Origin of the sequence: Streptomyces sp. LN549, from assembly GCF_043203805.1 — a bacterium.
Taxonomy (GTDB): domain Bacteria; phylum Actinomycetota; class Actinomycetes; order Streptomycetales; family Streptomycetaceae; genus Streptomyces.
The window spans coordinates 1,892,704-1,917,685 of the sequence record NZ_JAZHRI010000002.1 but is presented as its reverse complement, the minus strand read 5'-3'; the positions used below and the strand labels follow the sequence as shown (position 1 = coordinate 1,917,685).

Genomic DNA, 24,982 nt, shown 5'->3' with positions numbered 1-24,982 from the left:
TTCAGCTTTCGGAAGGTCTCCTTCCCCCCGACCCTAGAGCCAGTTGCGCTGCCCGCCGACCTGCGCCAGCCACTGATTCAGGTATGCCGTCCAGTCGGTCCCCTGGAAGTCGTTCAGACCCACCTTGAACGCACGGTAGGAGTCGCTGCCCTCACTGAAGAGCCCCGGCTTCTTGTCCATCTCCAGGACGACGTCCATCTCGCGGTCGTCCGCGACGAACGTCAGCTCGACCTGGTTCAGCCCCCGGTACTGCGACGGCGGGAAGAACTCGATCTCCTGGTAGAACGGCAGCCGCTGACGGGTGCCGCGGATGTGCCCGCGCTCCATGTCCGCGCTCCGGAAACCGAAGCCGAGCTGCCCGAAGGCGTCCAGGATGGCCTGCTGCGCCGGCAGCGGGTGCACGTTGATGGGGTCCAGGTCGCCCGAGTCCAGCGCCCGCGCGATCTCCAGCTCCGTGGTCACCCCGATGTTCATGCCGTGCAGGTGCTGGCCCGCGAACATCGTGATCGGCGTCTCCCACGGGATCTCGAGCCCGAACGGCACGACGTGCACCGCTCCCGCCCGCACCTCGAACGCGCCGCCCAGCCGCAGCTTGGTGAACTCGATGTCCTGCTTGGTCTCCTGGTCCTGGCCCTCGACCTCGACCCGGGCCTGCAGACCGACGGAGAGCCCCTCGATCTGCTGGTCCACGGACCCGCCCTGGATCCGCACCTCGCCCTGAACGACCCCACCCGGTACGACGTTGAGCTCGGTCAGCTCCGTCTCCACCGAGGCGCCACCGGCACCCATGCTCGCGAGCAGCCGCTTGAAGCCCATGTTTTTCCTCCTAGGTCCTGACCCCTACATACGCGCCATGACCGTAGTCGGTTCCCGGTAACGTCGGACGGCATGATCGCTGGACCGGACCGTACGCCGCTGACGCGGGAGTTCTTCGACCGCCCCGTGCTGGAGGTGGCTCCGGACCTCCTGGGCCGCACCCTGGTTCGAAGCACGCCCGACGGCCCCATCGAACTGCGCCTCACCGAGGTGGAGGCGTACGCGGGCGAGATCGACCCCGGCTCCCACGCCTTCCGCGGCCGGACCCCGCGCAACAGCGTGATGTACGGGCCACCCGGCCACGCGTACGTCTACTTCACCTACGGCATGTCAAGGCAGTCAGCATGAATGTCGATCTCCTCGCCCACCCTGCCGAAGAAGTCGCCCCCAAGCTGCTCGGGAGTGTACTCACCTGCAAGACCCCAGAGGGCACCGTGAGCATCGCCATCACGGAGACCGAGGCGTACTCCGGCGCGGCCGACCCGGCTTCCCACGCCTACCGCGGCCGGACACCCCGTAACGCGGTCATGTTCGGACCCGCAGGCCACCTGTACGTCTACCGGTCCCACGGTCTCCACTGGTGCGCCAACGTCGTCACAGGGACGGATGGCATCGCCTCGGGTGTCCTCATCCGCGCAGGCAGGGTCATCGAGGGGGAAGACCTGGCACGCCAGCGGCGAGGCGAGAGGGTCGAGAGCTCACGTCTGGCCCGAGGCCCGGGGAACTTCTGCCAGGCACTCGGCATCACGGCAGAGCACAACGGCGCAGACCTCCTGACAGGTACCTCGGTCGTGTTGTCCGAGGGTGAGCCAGTACCTGCCGCGCTCATCCAGGTTGGTCCTCGGGTAGGCGTGAGCAAGGCCCACGACTGGCAACACCGGTTCTACCTCGCCGGTGATCCAACGGTCTCGGCGTACCGACTGAGCCCGCGAGCCAAACCGACCACAGGAGCCTGACTCGCTGTGCGCCTTGCTGACGGCCCGCCGGTGAGTCGGTGCGGAGTTGGGTCAGGCGATGCGTGATCGTCCGCGAGCGCGGCCCGTGACGCATCCCTGGCCGGTCGAGTGACTGCTGGCGGGGGCCCGCCGGGTCTGATGTCGTACTCCGCTCCTATGCTCCTGCGATGACGTCTTACGAAGGAACGCATCCCACCGTTCTCGTCCGGGTCGGCAACCTCCAGGCCCAGATCGACGAGCAGCTCGCACCAGCTATCCAGGCGATCTGGGAGTGTGGCATCGACACGTTCACCTGTTGCCAGGACCTGGCCGAGAGCAACGCGGATTGGCCGGTGAAGTTGCCGCACATGGCGGAGTGGGTGGAGTCCCGCCGCGGTTGGATGCTTATCGACTTCCCGGTGGACAGCGGACTCGCCTTCCTTTCAGCCGTCGCAAATGCCGGACCGCGAGACGCGTTCTACGTGCGGATGACCCACTGGGCCGCCCCCGACGCCTGGGACGTGAAGATCAAGCCGATGGACGCGGCGATGTTTCAGGGGGACCAGCCGTCGGACTTCGGCCTGCGCCTCCTACAGGTCAGCTTCCCTGCCTACGATCTGCCGGAACTGACCCGGCGCCTCGGCGAACACGCCGCAGGCCGTACGGTGCCGCCTGCCCCCGCCGACTGGAGCACAGTGGGTCGCTAGCTACTGACCGGGTCGCTCTGGAAGCAGGCTCCGGCTGAACAGAGCAGCACCACACGGGAGGGCTCCCTGAACGGTCCTCCCTCTCTCGTATAAGATCCCTCGGCCAGGTCGCCGCCGTCGCTCCCGACCGCACGAGACCGAGTTCAGACCCGAAGGGCTTGAGCGTTCACCTGTGAAGAGATCGCGCCATCCGTGCACGGTCCACCCCCGCAACGAAAGGGAGGTACATGTCCCGCCATCCGGCGGGGGTCACCGGCGCACTCGTGTGCGCCGCACAGGAAGGAGCCACCCCCAGTGGCTATCAGCTTCGGCCATGACCGCCCGTGGGGCGGAGTCTCCCAGCACGAGTACCGGCGCATGGCACAGCACCCGGGACACCCACTCGCCTACCGCGTCCACTTCGCTGCCATCGGGTGGGCAGACCGGCAAGGACACGCAGGCTTCCAGCCCGGCCGGCTGGCCGCCCTATTGGCCAAGGACGGCAAGTCGCTGTCCGACCAGAGCACCCGCAACGCGGTGGCCCGCGCCAAGGAACTCGACCTTGTCTCGCCCCGTTCCGGTGCCGCCTGCCTAGTCCTGCCTTCACATCTGTTCCAGAAGGGCAAGGGTGCGCCAGTCCCCTGCCGCCTCCATCAGGACCGGTGACTACATCTCGGGCGTGTAGTCAGAGCACGTCTGGCGTGTAGCGGCATAGGCTCTGACCTGCGGAAACGTTCGCGTGCTCTCTTATCTATTTGGCTCAGAGGAAAGCGGTCAGGCTCAAGGGCAAGGGCAAGGGCAAGGGCAAGGGCAAGGGCAAGGGGAAGCGGCAGGGGGCGGCCTACCGGCCGCCACAGTCTCAAGTGGCCTACGACAGTGCGGCCCCGAGAGGGGCCGACAGGGGCAAGCCAGCAAGACCGCGGGGGCGCTGCCGCGCCCCACTGTCACAGCCGTAAGGCCCTGTTCCTTACATGCTTCCGCCGTCGCTGTCGGCGAATGGCAAGCCTGTGACCAGGTGATATCCACTCGCCGCCACTATCGGGGATCGTCAGACGGACCTGAAACCGTGGCGGAATCCTGGCTGCTAAGACATGGCGGTCAGTCAAGACCCCTTCAGGGGGTCATACCCCCACCCCTCCCGATGTCTCACTCCCGCGCCGCTGACCGTCGACTGTGGCGCAGTGTGACCGAGTAGAGCCGTCTCGAAAACCAAGGTTTGTGAGACGAGATGAGAGCGACCCCGGGAGAGGGCGCAGCCCTGTTCAAAACCCGTCTCGAAGCATCCGCCTTGGGCTTGATATTTTGAGATGAGTTCTGAGACGGTCCGTGTCATGACGACGACCACTGCCACCGGCCAGCTCATCGGATACGCCCGCGTCTCCACCGACGACCAGGAAGGGCAGCTGCAGCACGACGCGCTGACAGGTGCAGGGTGCGCCCGCATCTTCGAGGACACGGCCAGTGGCAAGAACACCGACCGGCCGCAGCTCACGGCCGTACTGGACTACGCCCGACCCGGCGACGTCCTGTGCGTGTGGAAGCTTGACCGGCTCGGCCGGTCGCTCATCGACCTTGTGTCCATCGTCGATGGACTGCGCGAGCGAGGCATAGGGTTCCGCGTGCTCGACGGTGCGCTCTCCTCCGTCGACACCACATCGGCCGATGGCCGCCTGTTCTTCCAGATCATCGCGGCCATGGCGGAGTTCGAACGGTCGCTCATCAAGGACCGCACGCGGGCCGGGCTGGAAGCGGCCAGGGCGCAGGGCCGTACCGGCGGCCGGCCGTCTGTGGTGGACGAGGATGTACTCACCGTGGCCCGTGCCAGGAAGGCCAAGGGAGAGAGCGTCAGTGCCATCGCCAAGGCCCTCGGAATCTCCCGAGCCACGCTGTACCGACACCTTGGAGAGAGCGCCTGAGACGGGCGCGCATGAGTTCAGACAGGCCCTCGGCTCTATGCCGGGGGCTTATCCTCATCGGCCCGCACCACCACGGCGAACGCCGTGCAGATCCGCCGGAAGCCACGATGGTTGCTCAGGCCGGTATGGCTCATGCACTCGACGTCGACCTCAGCACTGTCCGTCGAAGACTCCGCCTTCCACTTGCAGTGCAGGCACTCCGCCTCATACGTCACGTCAGTGTCCGGATGCTGCGCGATCCGGTGCGTCACGAACCGCAGAACCGTGCGCGCCATCAGTGCTCCCGGTGTTCGTTCCGGAGATGAACCCGCAGGGCCACGTTCACGTCCGACACCTGCGAGTAGTCCCCGACCGATGTGGCGTTCGCACGAGCCACGCCGTACCGAAGGCACTCACGACAACCCGACACGGGGTCGGGCGGTGCAGAGGGAAGGGTCACGTATACCGGCCCGTCCATCGTCGTCTTGGGTGTGCTCATCCGTGCGACCTCCCGACTGTTCGCTTGCCGAAGGATGATCCCCCCGGGGTGCGCACGGGATGGTGCTTCAGTCGCGTAGTCGACTGAAGTCATGCACGGCAACCAGCGGACCACTCGGAGAGCCGCGCTCGAAGGTCTTCGCCAAAGAGGGCGTGTTCCTCGTACCCGGCGAACTCCTTCAGGTACGCCTGGACATCTCGGCCGTCGCGGAGTACGAGACTTCCCGCTGTCGTCTCGATGGTGACCAACGCGGCGTCGTAGGTGGTGAACGTACTCAGAGGGGTTCGGGGCGTAGGTGTCCCTACGGGGATCACGCCGATCTGAACGTTCGGGAGGTAGGACAGGGACGCCAGCCGGTCCATCTGCTCGGCCAGTGCCAGTGGGGAGACGACCGGCCAGCGAACCGCCTGCTCGGTCAGAACGAACGTGAACCGCTTCGAGGCGTCGTAGAGGACGGCTTGCCGTCCCAGCTTCCCCGCCACTGCCTTGCTCGTGTCGGATGTCGAGTGGGCCAGGCTCGCCCGTACGTACTCCGGGGTTGCGAGCAGTCCGGTAACCATCGAGAGCAGGAAGTACCGCATCTGCGTGGAGGACGCTTCGAGGGACTTCAGCTCGGCCTGTCTCGTACCGAGCCCCTTGCGCCGAAGTTCTCGGAGGTTCCGCCACTCGGTGTTCGCCATCCTGGCGAGGGCGGAGACCTCGGCGACCAGTCCCGGCGGAGCGTCCAGAGCTCGCAAGATCTGCTCGACGTCGACCAGAGACGGCCGTGTCCGGCCGTTCTCGATGCGAGACACCTTCGACTGGGACATGTTGCAGCGCGAGGCGAGCCGGTCCCCTGAGAGGCCGGCTCGCTTGCGCAAGTCCCGAAGCAGAGAGGCGAGTTCGGTGCCGGACTCGCCAAGCTGCTCAGCTTCGAACGTCACTCCGTCACGCGCTCCGCGTACTCCAGGAAGGGAACAGACTCGGCAACGGTGATGCGCTGCCACTCGATGAACGGCGCAGGGTCACCCTCGTACAGCTCTCGGCTGATCTGCGTGCCGTCGCCCTCGTAGTGCATCAGGACGACCGTCGAGCGGTCGAACATCCAGAAGTCCTCGACATCCGGCAGCGGGTTCTCCCGCTCGGTCACGTCAAGGATGCGGATGTCCTCCCCGGCGAGCACGTGCGGGGCGTAGTACCGGGAGAACTCGAAGCGAAGGTACTCGGAGAGCGGTCGAGTTAGGACGTGCACTCGCCCCTTGCTTTTCCCTTCGCCACGCAGCCGCTTCAGGTCTTCCGTGTAGGCGGACGAGTAGGCATGGGGGTCGACGCGGTTGCCTGCCCGGAAGGCTTCAAGCTCTTCCGTCTCCTGCGGAACCAGGTACTGGGGCAGGGTCTCCAGCCGCCACGCTTCCGACTGGAAACCGCGGAGCGTCGCCCGCCACTCATCACCATCCAAGAGCACGAACAGCCTCCCGAAGAACGCGCTCGGGGATCTCCACGAGCCCTTCCCCCTGCGGGGGACTGAAAGCGTCGGACACGTCACCCTGAACCACGATGGAGCCGGAAGCAGTGCGGTAGACGTTCGGGCAGTCGTCCTCTCCACATGTGCCGTTGCCGTTGCCAGTGAGTCGAGTCAGTTCTTCGCGTGCCATGCGGAACCCCCTTGACCTGTCGGCCCGGTTGGGCCGTCTGAGGCGACCGTACGGGTGCCGCCTGTGGCCGTCCATGCACGGACGTGACTCATGCACGTTGTTGCATGAACTGGGGAGCGACGGGGCGCACAGAGGCTTCTGAGGGATGTTTGGTCCTTCCTCACCGGGCATGGCGAAGGGCCCTGCCCGACTCTTGCCAGACAGGGCCCGTGCTCACTGAGCACCGACGGCCGGCTCGACTCTCCGTGCTGGGATCTCAGGGGTTCCGGTACGTGATCCGGCAGTGCTCGCCCTTGAAGGATCGGACCCCTCGACCGCGCGGCATCAGCTCGACTCGCTCGCAGACCTGCATGACGACGGTCCTCACGTAGTCGATGCGGTCGGGGTCTTCGTAGTCCAGTTCCTCCCACAGGTACTCGATGTCGCCAAGGTCGACGCGCACCCGCTGCGATGCCAGGTCTGCCAGCTCGGCACGGATCTTGGTCAGGTCGGCGTCACACCTGCCGATGCCAGCCCGCAGGGTCGACGCGTCGATGTCCCCTACGGCGAACATCTCCGCCAGAGCGGTGCGCCTCTCCGAGGCAGCCGTCTCCTCGGCCAGCAGCTCAGCCTCTCGCTCCTCGTCTGCGGCATCCGTGGCCGGTGCCGCGTTCCACTCCTCGGCCCTGTCGATGACCTTCCTGACCACGAAGGAGTCGAGCGGGTCCGCCGGGCAGGTGATGCACCGGCCACCCGAACAGGTGTAGATGCGGTACCGCTCGCCTGCCGCGTTCTTCTTGCTCCACCCTTGAGTGACGACGGCCTGACACTTCGAGCAGCGGACCACGCCGGACAACAGGGCCTTGCGCTTGCCGCCACCGCCCGTGTTGCGCTCGGGGTCGCTCAGGTAGCGGACCAGGGCCCGGAATATGCCCTCGGAGACGATCGCCTGCCAGTTGCCCGCGCCGGTCTCCTCGGTCCGACGTACGCGCTTCCCGTCCGGCTTCTCGACCCACTGCGAGTACGTCTGGATTCCCGCGTTCCTCGGCTTCAACAGGACGATCCGAAGGTTCGAGCTGCGCCACTCCTTGCCGTGCGGCGAGAGCAGTCCACGCGTGTTCCAGTCCTTCGCGATGGACCAGAGGGTGACGCCAGCCAGGACATCCCGGTACGCCTGCCGGAGGGCTTCCGCCTCTGCTTCCCGATGCCGGCCGTCCCGCTCGAAGCCGAAGGGGCGAGTGCTCCAGAAGGGCCTCCCCGACTCTCTGCGCCGCTGGTGTCCGAGTACCTGACGCTCTACTCGCATCTCGGTCTCGTTGCGAGCCACCACAGCGCCGATGCGGGCAGCGAGACGGCCGGACGGAGTGGACAGGTCGAGCACACCCTGAGCCTGTGCGGCGGCCAGCGTGACGCCGGTCGCCTCGGCCAGGTCCACCAGGTCTTCAAGATCCCAGGGGGTGCGGTACATACGGTCGTAGTGGCGGGACACGATGGCGTCGGCTTTGCCGTCCTCCACCAGAGCCTTGACGCGCTCCCACTCGGCACTCCGCTTGGTTCCCCGCTTGGTCGAAGCTGACGTGTCCTTCTCAACGACCACGGCTACGACCGACCAGCCCTTCCGGTCGCACAGCGCCTGACTCAGCTCGACCTGCTGTGCCAGGTTCCCGCCCTTGGATTCCTCGCCCCTCGGGGTGGGGCTGAGCCTGGCGTAGATGATCGCCCGCACTGCCTGTCTCCTACTTGTCGTCGCCCTGCGGATGATGCCGGACCAACGACATACATGCCTAGTGAGTTACCTACGGCATGTGGCACTGCCTCAACCTGGTGTGCGGTCCGGAGGGCATGGCGAGCGGTGTGCTCCTCAGGGCCGGTGAGATCCGTACGGGCGCCGACCTCACCCGCAAACGTCGATTCTCGGCCCGCAACGACAGAGAACTGGCCAAAGGGCCGGCCCGCCTCGCGACGGCTCTGGACATCGACCGGGTACTCGACGGAACCGACGCCATCGCCCACCCGGGTGCGCACCTCTCGGTACTGCACGGCACCCCTCCACCCCGCGACCAGGTACGCAGCGGTCCCCGCACGGGGGTGGGCGGTGACGGGGCCACTCACCCATGGAGGTTCTGGATCGACGGCGACCCCACGGTGAGCCCGTACAGGGCCCATGTGCCACGCCGCCGGTCAACTTGACTCGCCCTTGGGGGACGCCTAATGTAGTCCGAGCCGCTTGAGACGGGTACAGCTTTTGGTTCGATCCTTCGGATCGCATGCCGGGCAACTCGAAGCGGCCAACCACTACCTACGACTCACCCCAGAGGGTGCGGATTTCGGCATGCCGAAATTCGGCCAGCTGACTCGATTATGAGTAATCGGGGGAATCGGCTAACGTGGTGGACACGCCGAAAGGGAAAACGCGAAAGCGAATTCCTCGAAGGTAATAGAGAAACTCGCTTCGACCGAGAATCGGACAAGAAATTGTCTGATAGAGTCGGAAACGCAAGACCGAAGGGAAGCGCCCGGAGGAAAGCCCGAGAGGGTGAGTACAAAGGAAGCGTCCGTTCCTTGAGAACTCAACAGCGTGCCAAAAGTCAACGCCAGATATGTTGATACCCCGACCTGTTTCGGCAGGTTCGAGGTTCCTTTGAAAAGTCCTAACAGGTCTCTGGCCTGGTAGGCAATGCACACAGCGAGGATTCAGTGGACGATCGGTCATATTCCGACCTGGTCGTTCCGCTCTCGTGGTGTCTACCCGATTACGGGAAAACATTCACGGAGAGTTTGATCCTGGCTCAGGACGAACGCTGGCGGCGTGCTTAACACATGCAAGTCGAACGATGAAGCCCTTCGGGGTGGATTAGTGGCGAACGGGTGAGTAACACGTGGGCAATCTGCCCTTCACTCTGGGACAAGCCCTGGAAACGGGGTCTAATACCGGATAACACTTTCCCTCTCATGGGGGAAGGTTAAAAGCTCCGGCGGTGAAGGATGAGCCCGCGGCCTATCAGCTAGTTGGTGGGGTAATGGCCTACCAAGGCGACGACGGGTAGCCGGCCTGAGAGGGCGACCGGCCACACTGGGACTGAGACACGGCCCAGACTCCTACGGGAGGCAGCAGTGGGGAATATTGCACAATGGGCGAAAGCCTGATGCAGCGACGCCGCGTGAGGGATGACGGCCTTCGGGTTGTAAACCTCTTTCAGCAGGGAAGAAGCGAAAGTGACGGTACCTGCAGAAGAAGCGCCGGCTAACTACGTGCCAGCAGCCGCGGTAATACGTAGGGCGCAAGCGTTGTCCGGAATTATTGGGCGTAAAGAGCTCGTAGGCGGCTTGTTGCGTCGGTTGTGAAAGCCCGGGGCTTAACCCCGGGTCTGCAGTCGATACGGGCAGGCTAGAGTGTGGTAGGGGAGATCGGAATTCCTGGTGTAGCGGTGAAATGCGCAGATATCAGGAGGAACACCGGTGGCGAAGGCGGATCTCTGGGCCATTACTGACGCTGAGGAGCGAAAGCGTGGGGAGCGAACAGGATTAGATACCCTGGTAGTCCACGCCGTAAACGTTGGGAACTAGGTGTTGGCGACATTCCACGTCGTCGGTGCCGCAGCTAACGCATTAAGTTCCCCGCCTGGGGAGTACGGCCGCAAGGCTAAAACTCAAAGGAATTGACGGGGGCCCGCACAAGCAGCGGAGCATGTGGCTTAATTCGACGCAACGCGAAGAACCTTACCAAGGCTTGACATATACCGGAAAGCATCAGAGATGGTGCCCCCCTTGTGGTCGGTATACAGGTGGTGCATGGCTGTCGTCAGCTCGTGTCGTGAGATGTTGGGTTAAGTCCCGCAACGAGCGCAACCCTTGTTCTGTGTTGCCAGCATGCCCTTCGGGGTGATGGGGACTCACAGGAGACTGCCGGGGTCAACTCGGAGGAAGGTGGGGACGACGTCAAGTCATCATGCCCCTTATGTCTTGGGCTGCACACGTGCTACAATGGCCGGTACAATGAGCTGCGATGCCGCGAGGCGGAGCGAATCTCAAAAAGCCGGTCTCAGTTCGGATTGGGGTCTGCAACTCGACCCCATGAAGTCGGAGTTGCTAGTAATCGCAGATCAGCATTGCTGCGGTGAATACGTTCCCGGGCCTTGTACACACCGCCCGTCACGTCACGAAAGTCGGTAACACCCGAAGCCGGTGGCCCAACCCCTTGTGGGAGGGAGCTGTCGAAGGTGGGACTGGCGATTGGGACGAAGTCGTAACAAGGTAGCCGTACCGGAAGGTGCGGCTGGATCACCTCCTTTCTAAGGAGCATCTAGATTCCGCAAGGAATCCAGAGCCACTACGCCGGCAAATGTTCGGCGGTGGTCAGCTCATGGGTGGAACGTTGACTATTCAGTACCTGGTGGTTCAACCGGGTCGTAAGTACTGCTCCTAGGAGCGTGGAAAACGAACCGATTGGATTCCGGGTACTGGGCGCGCTGTTGGGTGTCTGAAGGTATGGCCGCAAGGCTGCCTTCAAACGCCGGCCCCAGTGAACTCGCCTGTAAGGGTGGGGTGATGGGTGGCTGGTCGTTGCTTGAGAACTGCACAGTGGACGCGAGCATCTGTGGCCAAGTTTTTAAGGGCGCACGGTGGATGCCTTGGCACCAGGAACCGATGAAGGACGTGGGAGGCCACGATAGGCCCCGGGGAGCTGTCAACCAAGCTTTGATCCGGGGGTGTCCGAATGGGGAAACCCGGCAGTCGTCATGGGCTGTCACCCACTGCTGAACACATAGGCAGTGTGGAGGGAACGAGGGGAAGTGAAACATCTCAGTACCCTCAGGAAGAGAAAACAACCGTGATTCCGGGAGTAGTGGCGAGCGAAACTGGATCAGGCCAAACCGTATGCGTGTGATACCCGGCAGGGGTTGCGCATGCGGGGTTGTGGGATCTCTTTTTCACGGTCTGCCGGCTGTGAGACGAGTCAGAAACCGTTGATGTAGGCGAAGGACATGCGAAAGGTCCGGCGTAGAGGGTAAGACCCCCGTAGCTGAAACATTAACGGCTCGTTTAAGAGACACCCAAGTAGCACGGGGCCCGAGAAATCCCGTGTGAATCTGGCGGGACCACCCGTTAAGCCTAAATATTCCCTGGTGACCGATAGCGGATAGTACCGTGAGGGAATGGTGAAAAGTACCGCGGGAGCGGAGTGAAATAGTACCTGAAACCGTGTGCCTACAAGCCGTGGGAGCGTCGCTGTATGTGCTTGCACATGCAGTCGTGACTGCGTGCCTTTTGAAGAATGAGCCTGCGAGTTTGCGGTGTGTTGCGAGGTTAACCCGTGTGGGGAAGCCGTAGCGAAAGCGAGTCCGAATAGGGCGATTTAGTAGCGCGCTCAAGACCCGAAGCGGAGTGATCTAGCCATGGGCAGGTTGAAGCGGAGGTAAGACTTCGTGGAGGACCGAACCCACCAGGGTTGAAAACCTGGGGGATGACCTGTGGTTAGGGGTGAAAGGCCAATCAAACTCCGTGATAGCTGGTTCTCCCCGAAATGCATTTAGGTGCAGCGTCGTGTGTTTCTTGCCGGAGGTAGAGCACTGGATAGGCGATGGGCCCTACCGGGTTACTGACCTTAGCCAAACTCCGAATGCCGGTAAGTGAGAGCACGGCAGTGAGACTGTGGGGGATAAGCTCCATGGTCGAGAGGGAAACAGCCCAGAGCATCGACTAAGGCCCCTAAGCGTACGCTAAGTGGGAAAGGATGTGGAGTCGCAGAGACAACCAGGAGGTTGGCTTAGAAGCAGCCACCCTTGAAAGAGTGCGTAATAGCTCACTGGTCAAGTGATTCCGCGCCGACAATGTAGCGGGGCTCAAGCGTACCGCCGAAGTCGTGTCATTCACACATATAGGGCCAACGCCTGTGTGGATGGGTAGGGGAGCGTCGTGTGCCGGGTGAAGCAGCCGCGGAAGCGAGTTGTGGACGGTTCACGAGTGAGAATGCAGGCATGAGTAGCGATACACACGTGAGAAACGTGTGCGCCGATTGACTAAGGGTTCCTGGGTCAAGCTGATCTGCCCAGGGTAAGTCGGGACCTAAGGCGAGGCCGACAGGCGTAGTCGATGGACAACCGGTTGATATTCCGGTACCCGCTTTGAAACGCCCAATACTGAATCAGGCGATGCTAAGTCCGTGAAGCCGGCCCGATCTCTTCGGAGTTGAGGGTAGTGGTGGAGCCGACGAACCAGACTTGTACTAGGTAAGCGATGGGGTGACGCAGGAAGGTAGTCCAGCCCGGGCGGTGGTAGTCCCGGGGTAAGGGTGTAGGCCGTGTGGTAGGTAAATCCGTCACACATTAAGGCTGAGACCTGATGCCGAGCCGATTGTGGTGAAGTGGATGATCCTATGCTGTCGAGAAAAGCCTCTAGCGAGTTTCATGGCGGCCCGTACCCTAAACCGACTCAGGTGGTCAGGTAGAGAATACCGAGGCGTTCGGGTGAACTATGGTTAAGGAACTCGGCAAAATGCCCCCGTAACTTCGGGAGAAGGGGGGCCATCACTGGTGAGGGAACTTGCTTCCTGAGCTGGGGGTGGCCGCAGAGACCAGCGAGAAGCGACTGTTTACTAAAAACACAGGTCCGTGCGAAGCCGTAAGGCGATGTATACGGACTGACGCCTGCCCGGTGCTGGAACGTTAAGGGGACCGGTTAGCTGACTTTCGGGTCGGCGAAGCTGAGAACTTAAGCGCCAGTAAACGGCGGTGGTAACTATAACCATCCTAAGGTAGCGAAATTCCTTGTCGGGTAAGTTCCGACCTGCACGAATGGCGTAACGACTTCTCGACTGTCTCAACCATAGGCCCGGTGAAATTGCACTACGAGTAAAGATGCTCGTTTCGCGCAGCAGGACGGAAAGACCCCGGGACCTTTACTATAGTTTGATATTGGTGTTCGGTTCGGCTTGTGTAGGATAGGTGGGAGACTTTGAAGCGGCCACGCCAGTGGTTGTGGAGTCGTCGTTGAAATACCACTCTGGTCGTGCTGGATGTCTAACCTGGGTCCGTGATCCGGATCAGGGACAGTGTCTGATGGGTAGTTTAACTGGGGCGGTTGCCTCCTAAAGAGTAACGGAGGCGCCCAAAGGTTCCCTCAGCCTGGTTGGCAATCAGGTGTTGAGTGTAAGTGCACAAGGGAGCTTGACTGTGAGACCGACGGGTCGAGCAGGGACGAAAGTCGGGACTAGTGATCCGGCAGTGGCTTGTGGAAGCGCTGTCGCTCAACGGATAAAAGGTACCCCGGGGATAACAGGCTGATCTTCCCCAAGAGTCCATATCGACGGGATGGTTTGGCACCTCGATGTCGGCTCGTCGCATCCTGGGGCTGGAGTCGGTCCCAAGGGTTGGGCTGTTCGCCCATTAAAGCGGTACGCGAGCTGGGTTTAGAACGTCGTGAGACAGTTCGGTCCCTATCCGCTGTGCGCGTAGGAATATTGAGAAGGGCTGTCCCTAGTACGAGAGGACCGGGACGGACGAACCTCTGGTGTGCCAGTTGTCCTGCCAAGGGCATGGCTGGTTGGCTACGTTCGGAAAGGATAACCGCTGAAAGCATCTAAGCGGGAAGCCTGCTTCGAGATGAGTATTCCCACCCTCTTGAAGGGTTAAGGCTCCCAGTAGACGACTGGGTTGATAGGCCAGATGTGGAAGCCCGGTAACGGGTGGAGCTGACTGGTACTAATAGGCCGAGGGCTTGTCCTCAGTTGCTCGCGTCCACTGTGTTGTTCCCGGGTTGCGAACAGTTATCGCACCGGTTGAACAGCTTCACTACTTAATTGAAAAGTGTGCTTGTTCGCTAGAACCCGATAGGGTTTCGGTGGTCATTGCGTTAGGGAAACGCCCGGTTACATTCCGAACCCGGAAGCTAAGCCTTTCAGCGCCGATGGTACTGCAGGGGGGACCCTGTGGGAGAGTAGGACGCCGCCGAACAATCTTTGAAGGACCCTTGGTCCCAGCGTTCAACGCTGGGACCAAGGGTCCTTTTTGTTTTTTCCGAAGCGCGTCGGGTGTCCGGCTGCGCAAGAATGTCTGTAGTACCCGATGACAGGAGCACCACCGATGTCCACCAACTCTCCCGACGATCGTTCGGAGCGCGAGCCGCGTCGCCGGGACGGCGGTGACCGGGGCGGCTTCAGCGGCGGTCGTGACGACCGGTCAGGCGGCCAGCGGCGGGACAACGACCGCGGCGGAGACCGTCGCGATGACAGTCGGCCCACCAGTGGCGGCGGTTTCCGTCGTGACGACAGCCGGCCCACCAGTGGTGGCGGCGGTTTCCGTCGTGACGACCGTGACCGGGATCGTGCGCCGCGTCGTGATGACAACCGTGGCGGCAGCTCGTCCGGTGGCTTCCGTCGTGATGACAACCGTGGCGGTTCCTCCTCCTCCGGCGGTGGCTTCCGTCGTGATGACCGTGGTGGCGCCGGCGCCGGCGGTGGCGGTTTCCGTCGTGATGACAGCCGTGGTGGTTCCTCCTCCGGTGGTGGGTTCCGTCGTGACGACAATCGTGGTGGTTCCTCGTCCGGCGGTGGGTTCCGTCGTGATGACCGGGCTCCGCGTCGGGACGATGACCGTGGTGGGCGTCCGAGTGGTGGGTTCGAGCGTCGTGACGACCGGCCGCGTGGCCCGCGTCGCGATGACGACAACCGCAGCGGTGGTTTCCCTCGCGATGACAATCGTGGTGGTTCTTCGTCCGGTGGTGGGTTCCGTCGTGATGACCGGGCTCCGCGTCGGGACGATGACCGTGGTGGGCGTCCGAGTGGTGGGTTCGAGCGTCGTGACGACCGGCCGCGCGGCCCGCGTCGCGATGACGACAACCGCAGCGGTGGCTTCCGCCGCGATGACAACCGTGGCGGTTCCTCCTCCTCCGGTGGTGGGTTCCGCCGTGATGACAGCCGTGGTGGTTCCTCCTCCGGCGGTGGGTTCCGCCGCGATGACAGCCGTGGTGGTTCTTCGTCCGGTGGTGGGTTCCGTCGTGATGACCGGGCTCCGCGTCGGGACGATGACCGTGGTGGGCGTCCGAGTGGTGGGTTCGAGCGTCGTGACGACCGGCCGCGCGGCCCGCGTCGCGATGACGACAACCGCAGCGGTGGCTTCCGCCGCGATGACAACCGTGGCGGTTCCTCCTCCGGCGGTGGCTTCCGCCGCGATGACAGCCGTGGTGGTTCTTCGTCCGGCGGTGGGTTCCGCCGTGATGACCGGGCTCCGCGTCGGGACGATGACCGTGGTGGGCGTCCGAGTGGTGGGTTCGAGCGTCGTGACGACCGGCCGCGCGGCCCGCGTCGCGATGACGACAACCGCAGCGGTGGCTTCCGCCGCGATGACAACCGTGGCGGTTCCTCCTCCGGCGGTGGCTTCCGTCGTGATGACAGCCGTGGTGGTTCCTCCTCCGGTGGCGGATTCCGTCGCGACGACAACCGCGGCGGTGGCGGTGGCTATCGCGGTCAGCGGGACGACCGGGACAGGGGCGGCTACCGCGGGCGCGACGACCGCGGTGGGTACGAGCGTCGTGACGACCGGGACCGTGAGCCCATCAAGCGGCTTCCGATCCCTGAGGACGTCACCGGTCACGAGATCGACAAGGACGTCCGCCAGGAGCTGATGAGCCTCCCGAAGACTCTGGCCGAGGACGTGGCGAGGAACCTGGTCATGGTGGCCCGGCTCATCGACGAGGACCCTGAGCAGGCGTACGCGTACTCCCGCATCGCCCTGCGGCTCGCCTCGCGTGTGGCCGCGGTGCGTGAGGCTGCCGGCTTCGCCGCCTACGCGACCCAGAAGTACGCGGAGGCCCTGGCGGAGTTCCGGGCGTCCCGGCGGATGACCGGTTCCGTGGAGCTGTGGCCCGTCATGGCCGACTGCGAACGCGGACTGGGCCGGCCCGAGCGGGCGATGGCCATGGCGGGCGAGCCCGAGGTGCAGAAGCTGGACAAGGCCGGCCAGGTCGAGATGCGTCTGGTGGCAGCCGGGGCCCGCAGGGACATGGGGCAGATCGATGCCGCCATCGTGACGCTGCAGAGCTCCGAGCTCGCGTCCAGCGCCGTGCACCCGTGGACGCCGCGTCTGCGCTACGCGTACGCGGATGCGCTCCTGGCCGCAGGGCGCGAGGACGAGGCGCGTGAGTGGTTCGGGAAGGCCTTGGAGGCCGACAAGGACGGCTCCACGGACGCGTCGGACCGCCTTGCCGAGCTGGACGGTGTCGAGTTCGTCGATGCCCTTGGTGACGACGAGGACGATGCCGCCACCGCCACCGCCACCGCCACCGCCACCGCCGAGGCGCCGGTCGTAGCCGATGAGGACGACGACATCGACGACGAGGACGCGGATGACGAGGACGAGGACGACGACGAGGACGACGGTCCGGTCAAGGCGTAACGCATAGGAAGAGGGCGGCACCCATGGGGTGCCGCCCTCTTCTGCGTTCGGGGCGGGTCAGCCGAGAGTCAGGCTGCGCAGGACCAGGCCCGTGGCCGGCTTGGGGCCGAAGGAGGTCGACTTGCGAGGCATGGTCACACCCTGCCGGGCCAGGTCGCGGACGACCTCTTCGCGTACCGGATGCATCAGCACCGCCGTGGAGTTGTGGCGCTCGGCCTGTTCGACGGCTGCCGCGGTGTCGTGGATGTAGGCGATGTGCGCCGGGTCGTCGGGGATCTGCCAGACATGGTCGAGCAGCGCCGAGTGCAGGACCGTCGCGTCGAGGGTGCGCCAGGCGGCCGGCCGGTCCGCCGGTACGGTACGGGCCAGCAGGCTCTCGGACGGGCGGTCGACGAGATGGAAGGCGCCGTCGCCCGCGAGCAGGAAGGCGTTGCCCTTCGCTGCCGCGTCTGCCAAGGCGTCCAGTGCCCTTGGGAGCGGCCCCTCGACGATGCGGACGCGGAACAGGCCGTCCAGCGCGGCGAGCGCGTCGGCGACGGGCAGCCCGTGCAGCAGCCGGTGGATGGAGCGGACCCGGAGCGGGTAGCGGGCCGTGTCGACCAGGAGGACCAGGCCGAAGTCCCAGGGGCCGGGGACGGAGTGCTCCTGCTGGAGGCGGAGGTAGGTGGCCCAACGGTGATGGCCGTCGGCGATGAGGGCCTGGTGACCGGCCAGGTCCGTCTCGATCTCCGCCCGGTCGGTGGGATCGGTGACCGCCCACAGCCGGTGGCTGTAGCCGTCCTCGGTAGTTGTGGCGAGCAGCGGCGGACGGTGGATGATCCGCTCGATGACCGCGGTCGCGCCTGTGGCGTTGCCGTCGCTGCGGTAGGTCAGCAGCAGCGGTTCGAGGTGGGCTCCGGTGGTCCGCATCAGATCGGCGCGGTCCTCGACGACATGGGCCATCACGTCCTCGTGCGGGAGCACTATGCCGTCCGCGGGGCCCGAGAGTGCCAGGGCGCCGACGACGCCGCGTTGCAGGATCTCGCCGTTGCGCTGCTCGTAGACGTACAGCGCCGGTTCGGAATCGGGGGCGAGCACCCCCTCGGCCAGCCAGCGGTCCAGGGTCGCGGCGGCCTGTTCGTGCCGGGCGGCCGCGGTGTCGGCCTGCGGCAGGATCAGCCGCACGATGTTGTGCGGGTCCGCGGATTCCAGGTGGAGCAGCCCGTCGGGCCGTACGACCACGTCGTACGGGGGCGAGGTCACCGCCGAGAGACTGCCTACCCGCTCGGGGACGTAACGCAGTCCACGGAAAGGAATGAGACGCAGTCCCTCGTCCGCGGGGCCTCGTGTGTTCATTTCTGCATCGTATGTGCGGTCCGGCGATGCGCGATGATCGGGGGACAGACAGGCTACGAGGAGCGCAGGATATGAGCCAGGCGAGCAGGACCGGACCGAGCGGGAGCAGCACCGCGCTGAGCGAGGCGTACGACACGGCGCTGCTCGATCTCGACGGGGTGGTGTACGCGGGTGGGCAGGCGATCAACCATGCTGCCGAGGCCCTCGGTACCGCACGGGACGGCGGTATGCATCTGGCGTATGTCACCAACAACGCCCTGCGGACGCCGGCCGCAGTGGCGCAGCATCTGACCGAAATCGGGGTGCCCGCCGAGCCCGCCGACGTGATCACTTCGGCGCAGGCCGTGGCCCGGCTGGTCGCCGACCAGCTGCCGGCCGGGGCACGGGTGCTGGTGATCGGGGGCGAGGGGCTGCGGGTGGCGCTGCGTGAACGCGGGCTGGAGCCCGTGGAGTCCGCGGACGACGACCCGGTCGCGGTGGTGCAGGGATATGGCGGGCCGGACATGGCGTGGGGCAGGTTCGCAGAGGCCTCGTACGCCATCAATCGCGGACTGCCGTGGTTCGCGTCCAACACGGACCTGACGATTCCGAGCGCCCGGGGGATCGCGCCGGGCAACGGAGCGGCCGTGGAGGTCGTACGGATCGCGACCGGAGCCGAGCCGCAGGTGGCCGGGAAGCCGCTGCCGCCGATGCACCGCGAGACGGTGCTGCGGACCGGGGCCGAGCGGCCGCTGGTGGTCGGGGACCGACTCGACACGGACATCGAGGGGGCGTTCAACGGGGGAGTGGACTCCCTGCTGGTGCTGACCGGAGTGACGGATGCGGCACAGCTGGTGGCCGCGGTGCCCGAACACCGGCCGACGTACGTGGACGCCGACCTGCGTGGGCTGCTGACGGGGCAGCCCGAGGTGACGCGGACGGACGAGGCGTACGCCTGCGGCGGCTGGACGGCCTCCGTACGTGGCGAGGCGCTGGTGCTGGAAGGCGATGGGGACGCGCTCGACGGTCTGCGGGCGCTGTGCGCGGCCGCGTGGACGCACGCCGGGGACGGCTCGTGCGCACTGGACTCGGGGAAGGCGGTGGCCCGGCTCGGGCTGTAGCGGCGGTGAGGGGCGGCCGCTTCCGGCGGGGGCCGGGCCGCGGTGAGGGCGCTCAGATCGAGGCCACAGCAGGCTAGGCTAACCTAACCCCGTGTTGGTTGAGAGTCCTCCGAACCCGAGCGCAGGCCCGATAGCCGCGCCGGTCAGCGCCGCGCCCCCCAGGCGCCATGCGGTACGTGCCGCAGGGCTCCTGGTGGCGTTGGCCGCCTTGGTGCTGGTGTGCCTGGCGAGTATTGCGATCGGCGCCAAGGGCCTGCCGCTCGCAGATGTGTGGCACGGCCTGTTCCACTACGGGGGGAGCGGCGACGACGTCCTCGTACGGAAGGTGCGGATCCCCCGGACCGTGCTCGGGCTGATCGTCGGCGCCGCACTCGGACTCGCCGGGGCCGTGATGCAGGCGCTGACCCGCAACCCGCTCGCCGAGCCCGGGCTGCTCGGCGTCAACGCGGGTGCGTCGGCGGCGGTCGTCTCCGCCATCAGCTTCTTCGGCGTCACCTCGCTGACCGGATATGTCTGGTTCGCCTTCGCCGGAGCCGCGATCGTCTCGGTCGCCGTGTATCTGCTCGGCGGCAGCCGGTCCGCCAATCCGGTACGGCTCGCGCTCGCGGGGACGGCCGTCACCGCCGCACTGTACGGCTACGTCAACGCCGTACAGCTGCTGGACTCGGCGGCGCTGGACCGGCTGCGGTTCTGGACCGTCGGCTCGCTGGCCTCCGCGAACATGGACACCATCGGCAAGGTGTGGCCGTTCATCGCACTCGGCGTACTCCTCACGCTGCTCATCGCGCGACCGCTCAACGCCCTGGAGATGGGCGACGACACGGCGCGGGCCCTCGGCGCCCATCTCACCCGGACCCGGGTCCTCGCGATGCTCGCCGTCACCCTGCTGTGCGGGGCCGCCACAGCCGCGTGCGGGCCCATCGTCTTCATCGGGCTGATGATCCCGCACCTGGTGCGAGCGATCACCGGCCCCGACATGCGGTGGATCCTGCCGTACGCGGCCGTGCTCTCCCCGGTGCTCCTTCTCGGCGCGGACGTGGTCGGCCGGATCGTCGCCCGTCCGTCCGAACTGCAGGTCGGCATCGTCACCGCGCTGCTCGGCGGGCCCGTCTTCATCCACCTCGTACGACGCAAGAGGATGCCCCAGCTGTGAAGGCCACCAAGGCGGAGACCGGAGAGACGACAGCGAGCGCGGAGACGAAGGGGACTGCGCGGTCGGTACGGGCCGTGCGGACGGCCGGCGGGTACTCGTTCCGGATGAACGCCCGGGCGTCCCTCGTCATCCTGCTGCTCGCCGCCGTGGCCGCGATCGCAGCCGTCGTCCTCATCGGCAGCGGCGACTTCGCGATGACGCCGGGCGAGGTCGTCACCACGCTCTTCGGACACGGCACCTTCCAGCAGGAGTTCATCGTCACGGACCTGCGCCTGCCGCGGGTGCTGGTCGGACTCCTCGTCGGGGCGGCCCTCGGCGTCGGCGGCGCCGTCTTCCAGACCATCTCGCGCAACCCGCTCGGCAGCCCGGACGTACTCGGCTTCGGCCAGGGCGCGACCGTGGGGGCGCTGACCGTGATCGTCCTCTTCCAGGGCGGCGCGGCCGCGGTCGCGGGCGGCGCGGTGGCCGGCGGACTGCTGACCGGGGTCGCCGTCTACCTGCTGGCGTGGAAGCGCGGGGTCCACGGATTCCGGCTCGTCCTGGTGGGGATCGGCGCGGCCGCCATGCTCACCGCCGCGACCCAGTACCTGATCACCAAGGCCAACCTGGTCGACGCGACCCGTGCCGTCGTCTGGATGACGGGTTCGCTCGACGGCCGGGACTGGGCGCAGGTCTGGCCCCTGCTCGTGGTCTGCGGCGTGCTGCTCCCGCTGGTGTTCGGGCATGGGCCCGCCCTGCGGGTGATGGAGATGGGCGACGACGCCGCGTACGCGCTCGGCGTACGGGTCGAACGCACCCGGCTCGTCCTGATGGGCTCCGCCGTGCTGCTCGTCGCCGTCGCCACGGCCGCCGCGGGACCGATCGCCTTCGTCTCGCTGAGCGCCCCGCAGCTGGCCCGCCGGCTCAGCCGCTCCACCGGCCCCAACCTGGTGGCCGCGACGTTCATGGGGGCGGCGCTGCTCCTCGTCGCCGACTGGGTCTCGATGGAGGCCTTCGGCGACCGGCAACTGCCCGTCGGAGTCATCACCGGGGTGCTCGGTGGCTGCTATCTGCTGTGGCTCCTCGTGTCCGAGCGCAAGGCGGGCCGCATATGAAGGCCCGTGCACGGGGCGCGGAGCGGGCGCCCGGCACCGACACTGCCCCCCGTCCCCTCACCGAACCGACCCACCCCCGGAGTACGACCATGCAGCGTCTCACCGCCGATTCGGTGACCCTCGGATACGACCAGCGGGTCATCGCGGAGAACCTCTCGGTCGAGATCCCCGACCACTCGTTCACCGTGATCGTCGGCCCCAACGCCTGCGGGAAGTCCACGCTGCTGCGGGCGCTGTCCCGGATGCTGAAGCCGACCCGGGGCAGGGTGCTGCTCGACGGGGAGGCGATTCACGGCCTGCCCGCGAAGAAGGTCGCCAGGACCCTGGGGCTGCTGCCCCAGTCCTCCATCGCACCGGAGGGCATCACGGTGGCGGACCTCGTGGCCCGGGGGCGCTACCCGCACCAGGGGCTGCTGCGGCAGTGGTCACCCGAGGACGAACGCATTATCGAGGAATCGATGGCATCGACCGGTGTCGGCGCGCTGGGTGATCGCTATGTCGACGAATTGTCCGGCGGGCAGCGCCAGCGGGTCTGGATCGCGATGGCGCTCGCCCAGCAGACGCCCCTGCTGCTGCTCGACGAGCCGACCACCTACCTCGACATCCAGCACCAGATCGACGTGCTCGACCTGTGCGCCGAACTGCACGAGACGCAGGGACGCACGCTGGTGGCGGTCCTGCACGATCTGAACCACGCCGCGCGGTACGCCACGCACCTCATCGCCATGCGGGAGGGCGAGATCATCGCGGAGGGCGAGCCCGGGGAGATCGTCACCGCGGAGCTCGTGGAGCGGGTGTTCGGGCTGCGGTGCCAGGTGATCCCCGATCCGGAGACGGGGACGCCGCTGGTGGTGCCTGCCGCGCGGGTGCGCGGGCCGCGGGTGCCGGTGTCCAGGGGCGCGTGAGCTGCGGCCACGCTGTGCCCTCAATCGCCGGACGGGCTCGGGGCGGCCGGCGCCGCCCCGGCTGCGTGGTGGCTGCTACAGCAGCGATCTGAGCTTCAGGAGGTCGCGGAAGCCGGCCTCCAGACGGACCCTGCCCGAGCCCCACGCCTTGGCGAAGTTCAGCTCGCCGTCCACCATCGCCACCAGGTCGTCCCCGGTCATCGCGAGCCGGATCTCCGCCTTCTCCGGAGGCGGTCCCTGGACCGTGTCCAGGACCTGGATCCGGCCGCCGGTGAGGCGTCCGGTGAACGTCACGTCGAGGTCCTTGATGTGGCAGCTGAGCGAACGGTCGAGCGCCGCCGCGCTGCGCACATCGCCGTCGGCCCCCGCGAGGTTGTCGGAAAGTCTGTCGAGTGCGCTGCGGCACTCCGCCATGGTCGCCATCGTGACCGACGGTACCGCAGCCCTTCGCGGTAGCGTTTCCCGCATGAGCGACTCGACGCCGGGGCCGGACCCGGCCGCCGGAACAGCGCCCGGGGAGATGCCGCAGGACGTACCGCAGGAGCCGCCCGCCACGGTCTCGCACGAGCCCGCCGGTCCGGCGCCCCTCGGTGTCGTACGCACGCCCACGGGCAGCTCCGGCGTGGACGCGCACCTGGAGCGTCTGGCCGATGCGGACCACCTCCCGGCGGACGGACACATCGAGGTGTACGAGGATGTACACCGTGGCCTGCGCGACACGCTGACCGCGCTGGACGCCAGGCCCGCACCCGCACCGGCACCCGCACCGATGCCCTCGTACGACAACAGGAGCTGAACCGAACGTGGCAGGAGTGGCCCGTCGCCGCCTCGACGCCGAGCTGGTACGCCGAAAGCTCGCCCGCTCACGCGAGCATGCGAGCCAGCTGATCGCCGCAGGACGGGTGACCGTCGGCGGCAACACCGCGACCAAACCGGCCACCCAGGTCGAGACGAGTGCCGCGCTCGTCGTCACCAAGGACGACAGCGACCCCGAGTACGTCTCGCGGGGCGGCCACAAGCTGGCGGGCGCCTTCGCCGCCTTCGTCCCGCTCGGGCTGAAGGTGGAGGGACGGCGGGCGCTGGACGCCGGGGCGTCGACCGGTGGGTTCACCGATGTGCTGCTGCGGGCCGGAGCGGCCCGCGTCCTCGCCGTGGACGTCGGCTACGGGCAGCTCGCCTGGTCGCTCCAGTCCGATGAACGCGTCGTCGTCAAGGACCGTACCAATGTGCGGGAACTGACCCTGGAGGCGATCGACGGCGAGACGGTGGACCTGGTGGTGGGCGATCTGTCGTTCATCCCGCTCGGTCTCGTGCTGCCCGCCCTGGCGCGTTGCGCCGCCCCCGACGCGGACCTGGTCCTCATGGTCAAGCCGCAGTTCGAGGTCGGCAAGGAGCGCCTCGGCAGCGGCGGCGTGGTGCGCAGCCCCGAGCTGCGCGCCGAAGCGGTACGGGAGGTGGCCCGCAGGGCCTGGGCGCTGGGCCTGGGTGTGCGGGGTGTGACGGCGAGCCCGTTGCCCGGGCCGTCAGGGAATGTCGAGTACTTTCTGTGGCTGCGGGCCGGAGCACCTGAGCTGGATCCCGCAGATGTCGACCGTGCAGTGGCGGAGGGGCCTCGTTGACGACGAATGCGGCACGAACAGTATTTCTCTTGGCGCACACCGGCCGGCCGGCCGCGATCCGCAGCGCCGAGCTCGTCGTCCAGGGGCTGCTCCGCAGCGGCCTGGGCGTGCGGGTCCTGGCGATGGAGGCGGCCGATCTGCCGCTGCCGCCGTCCGTCGAGACCGTCACCGATGCCTCGCCCGAGGCGGTGAACGGCTGTGAGCTCCTGATCGTGCTGGGCGGCGACGGGACGCTGCTGCGGGGCGCCGAGCTCTCGCGCGCCTCCGGGGTCCCGATGCTCGGCGTCAACCTCGGCCGGGTCGGCTTCCTCGCCGAGGCCGAGCGCGACGACCTCGACAAGGTCGTCGACCGGGTCGTCACCCGGGCGTACACCGTCGAGGAGCGCATGACGATCGACGTCCTCGTGCACAGCAACGGCGACATCGTCCACCGGGACTGGGCGCTCAACGAGGCGGCCGTGCAGAAGGTGTCGCCCGAGCGGATGCTCGAGGTCGTGCTGGAGATCGACGGCCGGCCGGTGACCGGATTCGGCTGCGACGGCATCGTGTGCGCGACGCCCACCGGCTCGACCGCGTACGCCTTCTCGGCCGGCGGTCCCGTCGTGTGGCCCGAGGTCGAGGCGCTGCTGATGGTCCCGATCAGCGCCCACGCGCTGTTCGCCAAGCCGCTGGTGACCTCGCCGACCTCGGTGCTCGCCGTCGAGGTCCAGCCGCACACCCCGCACGGGGTGCTGTGGTGCGACGGGCGCCGGACCGTGGAGCTGCCCGCGGGCGCGCGTGTCGAGGTGCGGCGCGGTGCCGTGCCCGTACGGCTTGCGCGACTGCACCAGGCCTCGTTCACGGACCGGCTGGTGGCCAAGTTCGCGCTGCCCGTGTCGGGGTGGCGGGGCGCACCGCACTGACTCGACGGTTTTCGCACCGGCGGATCCATCGGATCCGGC

General features: G+C 66.4%; 21 protein-coding genes, 3 rRNA genes and 2 pseudogenes. 17 read left to right on the top strand and 9 right to left on the bottom strand.

Annotation, left to right across the window (positions count from 1 at the left end; genetic code table 11):
• Positions 1-33: 33 nt before the first annotated feature.
• The gene (locus tag SH922_RS08380; RefSeq protein WP_389063701.1) at positions 34-816 is read right to left on the bottom strand and encodes a sporulation protein; all 783 of its coding nucleotides are present in this window, start codon (positions 814-816) and stop codon (positions 34-36) included.
• Positions 817-888: 72 nt separating this feature from the next.
• On the opposite strand from SH922_RS08380, the pseudogene SH922_RS08375 reads away from it, so the two are divergent.
• From SH922_RS08375 to SH922_RS08355, 5 genes and pseudogenes are all read left to right on the top strand, one after another.
• Positions 889-1,146 (top strand): annotated as a pseudogene (locus tag SH922_RS08375) (DNA-3-methyladenine glycosylase); the annotation flags it as partial.
• A 14-nt stretch (positions 1,147-1,160) separates the two neighbouring features.
• Positions 1,161-1,772, top strand: a complete 612-nt coding sequence (locus SH922_RS08370) for a DNA-3-methyladenine glycosylase (RefSeq protein WP_393056516.1) — start codon at positions 1,161-1,163, stop codon at positions 1,770-1,772.
• Positions 1,773-1,939: 167 nt separating this feature from the next.
• The gene (locus SH922_RS08365; RefSeq protein WP_121711534.1) at positions 1,940-2,458 is read left to right on the top strand and encodes a hypothetical protein; all 519 of its coding nucleotides are present in this window, start codon (positions 1,940-1,942) and stop codon (positions 2,456-2,458) included.
• Between the two features lie 294 nt (positions 2,459-2,752).
• Entirely contained in the window at positions 2,753-3,103 is a 351-nt protein-coding gene (locus SH922_RS08360) for a hypothetical protein (protein WP_393056513.1), read from the top strand.
• Positions 3,104-3,768: 665 nt separating this feature from the next.
• Positions 3,769-4,353, top strand: coding sequence for a recombinase family protein (locus SH922_RS08355; RefSeq protein WP_393056511.1), 585 nt, complete (start codon positions 3,769-3,771; stop codon positions 4,351-4,353).
• 35 nt (positions 4,354-4,388) lie between these two features.
• On the opposite strand, the gene SH922_RS08350 is transcribed toward SH922_RS08355, so the two are convergent.
• The 5 genes from SH922_RS08350 to SH922_RS08330 all read right to left on the bottom strand — a co-directional run bounded on the left by SH922_RS08350 (position 4,389) and on the right by SH922_RS08330 (position 8,170).
• Positions 4,389-4,628 (bottom strand): hypothetical protein, encoded by a 240-nt coding sequence (locus SH922_RS08350; RefSeq protein ID WP_393056509.1) that lies wholly within the window; start codon positions 4,626-4,628, stop codon positions 4,389-4,391.
• A gap of 292 nt (positions 4,629-4,920) precedes the next feature.
• Positions 4,921-5,754 (bottom strand): helix-turn-helix domain-containing protein, encoded by an 834-nt coding sequence (locus SH922_RS08345; protein ID WP_393056507.1) that lies wholly within the window; start codon positions 5,752-5,754, stop codon positions 4,921-4,923.
• The gene (locus SH922_RS08340) at positions 5,751-6,275 is read right to left on the bottom strand and encodes a DUF6879 family protein (protein WP_393056505.1); all 525 of its coding nucleotides are present in this window, start codon (positions 6,273-6,275) and stop codon (positions 5,751-5,753) included. The genes SH922_RS08345 and SH922_RS08340 overlap by 4 nt, the downstream gene beginning before the upstream one ends.
• Complete coding sequence (locus SH922_RS08335) at positions 6,259-6,465, bottom strand: hypothetical protein (protein ID WP_393056503.1); 207 nt, start codon at positions 6,463-6,465, stop codon at positions 6,259-6,261. Before SH922_RS08335 ends, SH922_RS08340 begins: the two co-directional genes overlap by 17 nt.
• Before the next feature lie 256 nt (positions 6,466-6,721).
• The gene (locus tag SH922_RS08330; RefSeq protein WP_393056501.1) at positions 6,722-8,170 is read right to left on the bottom strand and encodes a recombinase family protein; all 1,449 of its coding nucleotides are present in this window, start codon (positions 8,168-8,170) and stop codon (positions 6,722-6,724) included.
• 68 nt (positions 8,171-8,238) lie between these two features.
• Here SH922_RS08330 and SH922_RS08325 point away from each other — a divergent pair.
• The 4 genes and pseudogenes from SH922_RS08325 to rrf form a co-directional block, all read left to right on the top strand.
• Positions 8,239-8,634 (top strand): annotated as a pseudogene (locus SH922_RS08325) (DNA-3-methyladenine glycosylase); the annotation flags it as partial.
• Positions 8,635-9,210: 576 nt separating this feature from the next.
• Positions 9,211-10,736: ribosomal RNA gene (locus SH922_RS08320) — 16S ribosomal RNA — on the top strand.
• Between the two features lie 307 nt (positions 10,737-11,043).
• Positions 11,044-14,168: ribosomal RNA gene (locus SH922_RS08315) — 23S ribosomal RNA — on the top strand.
• A gap of 111 nt (positions 14,169-14,279) precedes the next feature.
• Positions 14,280-14,396 (top strand): 5S ribosomal RNA (gene rrf, locus SH922_RS08310).
• The 16S, 23S and 5S rRNA genes sit together here, the layout of an rRNA operon.
• 225 nt (positions 14,397-14,621) lie before the next feature.
• Here the strand turns inward: rrf and SH922_RS08305 are convergent.
• Positions 14,622-16,034: a hypothetical protein gene (locus SH922_RS08305; RefSeq protein ID WP_393056499.1), complete on the bottom strand. Its 1,413-nt coding sequence runs from the start codon at positions 16,032-16,034 to the stop codon at positions 14,622-14,624.
• A gap of 30 nt (positions 16,035-16,064) precedes the next feature.
• On the opposite strand from SH922_RS08305, the gene SH922_RS08300 reads away from it, so the two are divergent.
• Positions 16,065-16,835, top strand: a complete 771-nt coding sequence (locus SH922_RS08300) for a tetratricopeptide repeat protein (RefSeq protein WP_393056497.1) — start codon at positions 16,065-16,067, stop codon at positions 16,833-16,835.
• A gap of 57 nt (positions 16,836-16,892) precedes the next feature.
• On the opposite strand, the gene SH922_RS08295 is transcribed toward SH922_RS08300, so the two are convergent.
• Positions 16,893-18,170 (bottom strand): DUF1015 family protein, encoded by a 1,278-nt coding sequence (locus SH922_RS08295; RefSeq protein ID WP_393056495.1) that lies wholly within the window; start codon positions 18,168-18,170, stop codon positions 16,893-16,895.
• 71 nt (positions 18,171-18,241) lie between these two features.
• Between SH922_RS08295 and SH922_RS08290 the strand changes: the two genes are divergently transcribed.
• From SH922_RS08290 to SH922_RS08275, 4 genes are all read left to right on the top strand, one after another.
• Positions 18,242-19,270 carry an HAD-IIA family hydrolase gene (locus SH922_RS08290; RefSeq protein WP_393056493.1) on the top strand — a complete coding sequence of 343 codons (1,029 nt, stop codon included), beginning with the start codon at positions 18,242-18,244 and terminating at the stop codon, positions 19,268-19,270.
• A 193-nt stretch (positions 19,271-19,463) separates the two neighbouring features.
• Positions 19,464-20,423, top strand: a complete 960-nt coding sequence (locus SH922_RS08285; RefSeq protein WP_393063494.1) for a FecCD family ABC transporter permease — start codon at positions 19,464-19,466, stop codon at positions 20,421-20,423.
• Between the two features lie 104 nt (positions 20,424-20,527).
• Positions 20,528-21,517 carry a FecCD family ABC transporter permease gene (locus SH922_RS08280; protein ID WP_393063493.1) on the top strand — a complete coding sequence of 330 codons (990 nt, stop codon included), beginning with the start codon at positions 20,528-20,530 and terminating at the stop codon, positions 21,515-21,517.
• Positions 21,518-21,606: 89 nt separating this feature from the next.
• Positions 21,607-22,422, top strand: coding sequence for an ABC transporter ATP-binding protein (locus SH922_RS08275; RefSeq protein WP_393056491.1), 816 nt, complete (start codon positions 21,607-21,609; stop codon positions 22,420-22,422).
• Positions 22,423-22,497: 75 nt separating this feature from the next.
• Here SH922_RS08275 and SH922_RS08270 read toward each other — a convergent pair whose 3' ends face one another.
• Positions 22,498-22,845, bottom strand: coding sequence for an SCP2 sterol-binding domain-containing protein (locus SH922_RS08270; protein ID WP_393056489.1), 348 nt, complete (start codon positions 22,843-22,845; stop codon positions 22,498-22,500).
• 43 nt (positions 22,846-22,888) lie between these two features.
• On the opposite strand from SH922_RS08270, the gene SH922_RS08265 reads away from it, so the two are divergent.
• Genes SH922_RS08265 through SH922_RS08255 form a run of 3 tightly spaced genes read left to right on the top strand, consistent with a single transcriptional unit; the run spans position 22,889 to position 24,943 of the window.
• On the top strand, positions 22,889-23,218 hold the full coding sequence (locus SH922_RS08265) for a hypothetical protein (RefSeq protein ID WP_393056487.1): 330 nt from the start codon (positions 22,889-22,891) through the stop codon (positions 23,216-23,218).
• A gap of 7 nt (positions 23,219-23,225) precedes the next feature.
• The gene (locus tag SH922_RS08260; protein WP_393056485.1) at positions 23,226-24,041 is read left to right on the top strand and encodes a TlyA family RNA methyltransferase; all 816 of its coding nucleotides are present in this window, start codon (positions 23,226-23,228) and stop codon (positions 24,039-24,041) included.
• Complete coding sequence (locus tag SH922_RS08255) at positions 24,038-24,943, top strand: NAD kinase (protein ID WP_393056483.1); 906 nt, start codon at positions 24,038-24,040, stop codon at positions 24,941-24,943. The genes SH922_RS08260 and SH922_RS08255 overlap by 4 nt, the downstream gene beginning before the upstream one ends.
• Positions 24,944-24,982 lie beyond the last annotated feature (39 nt).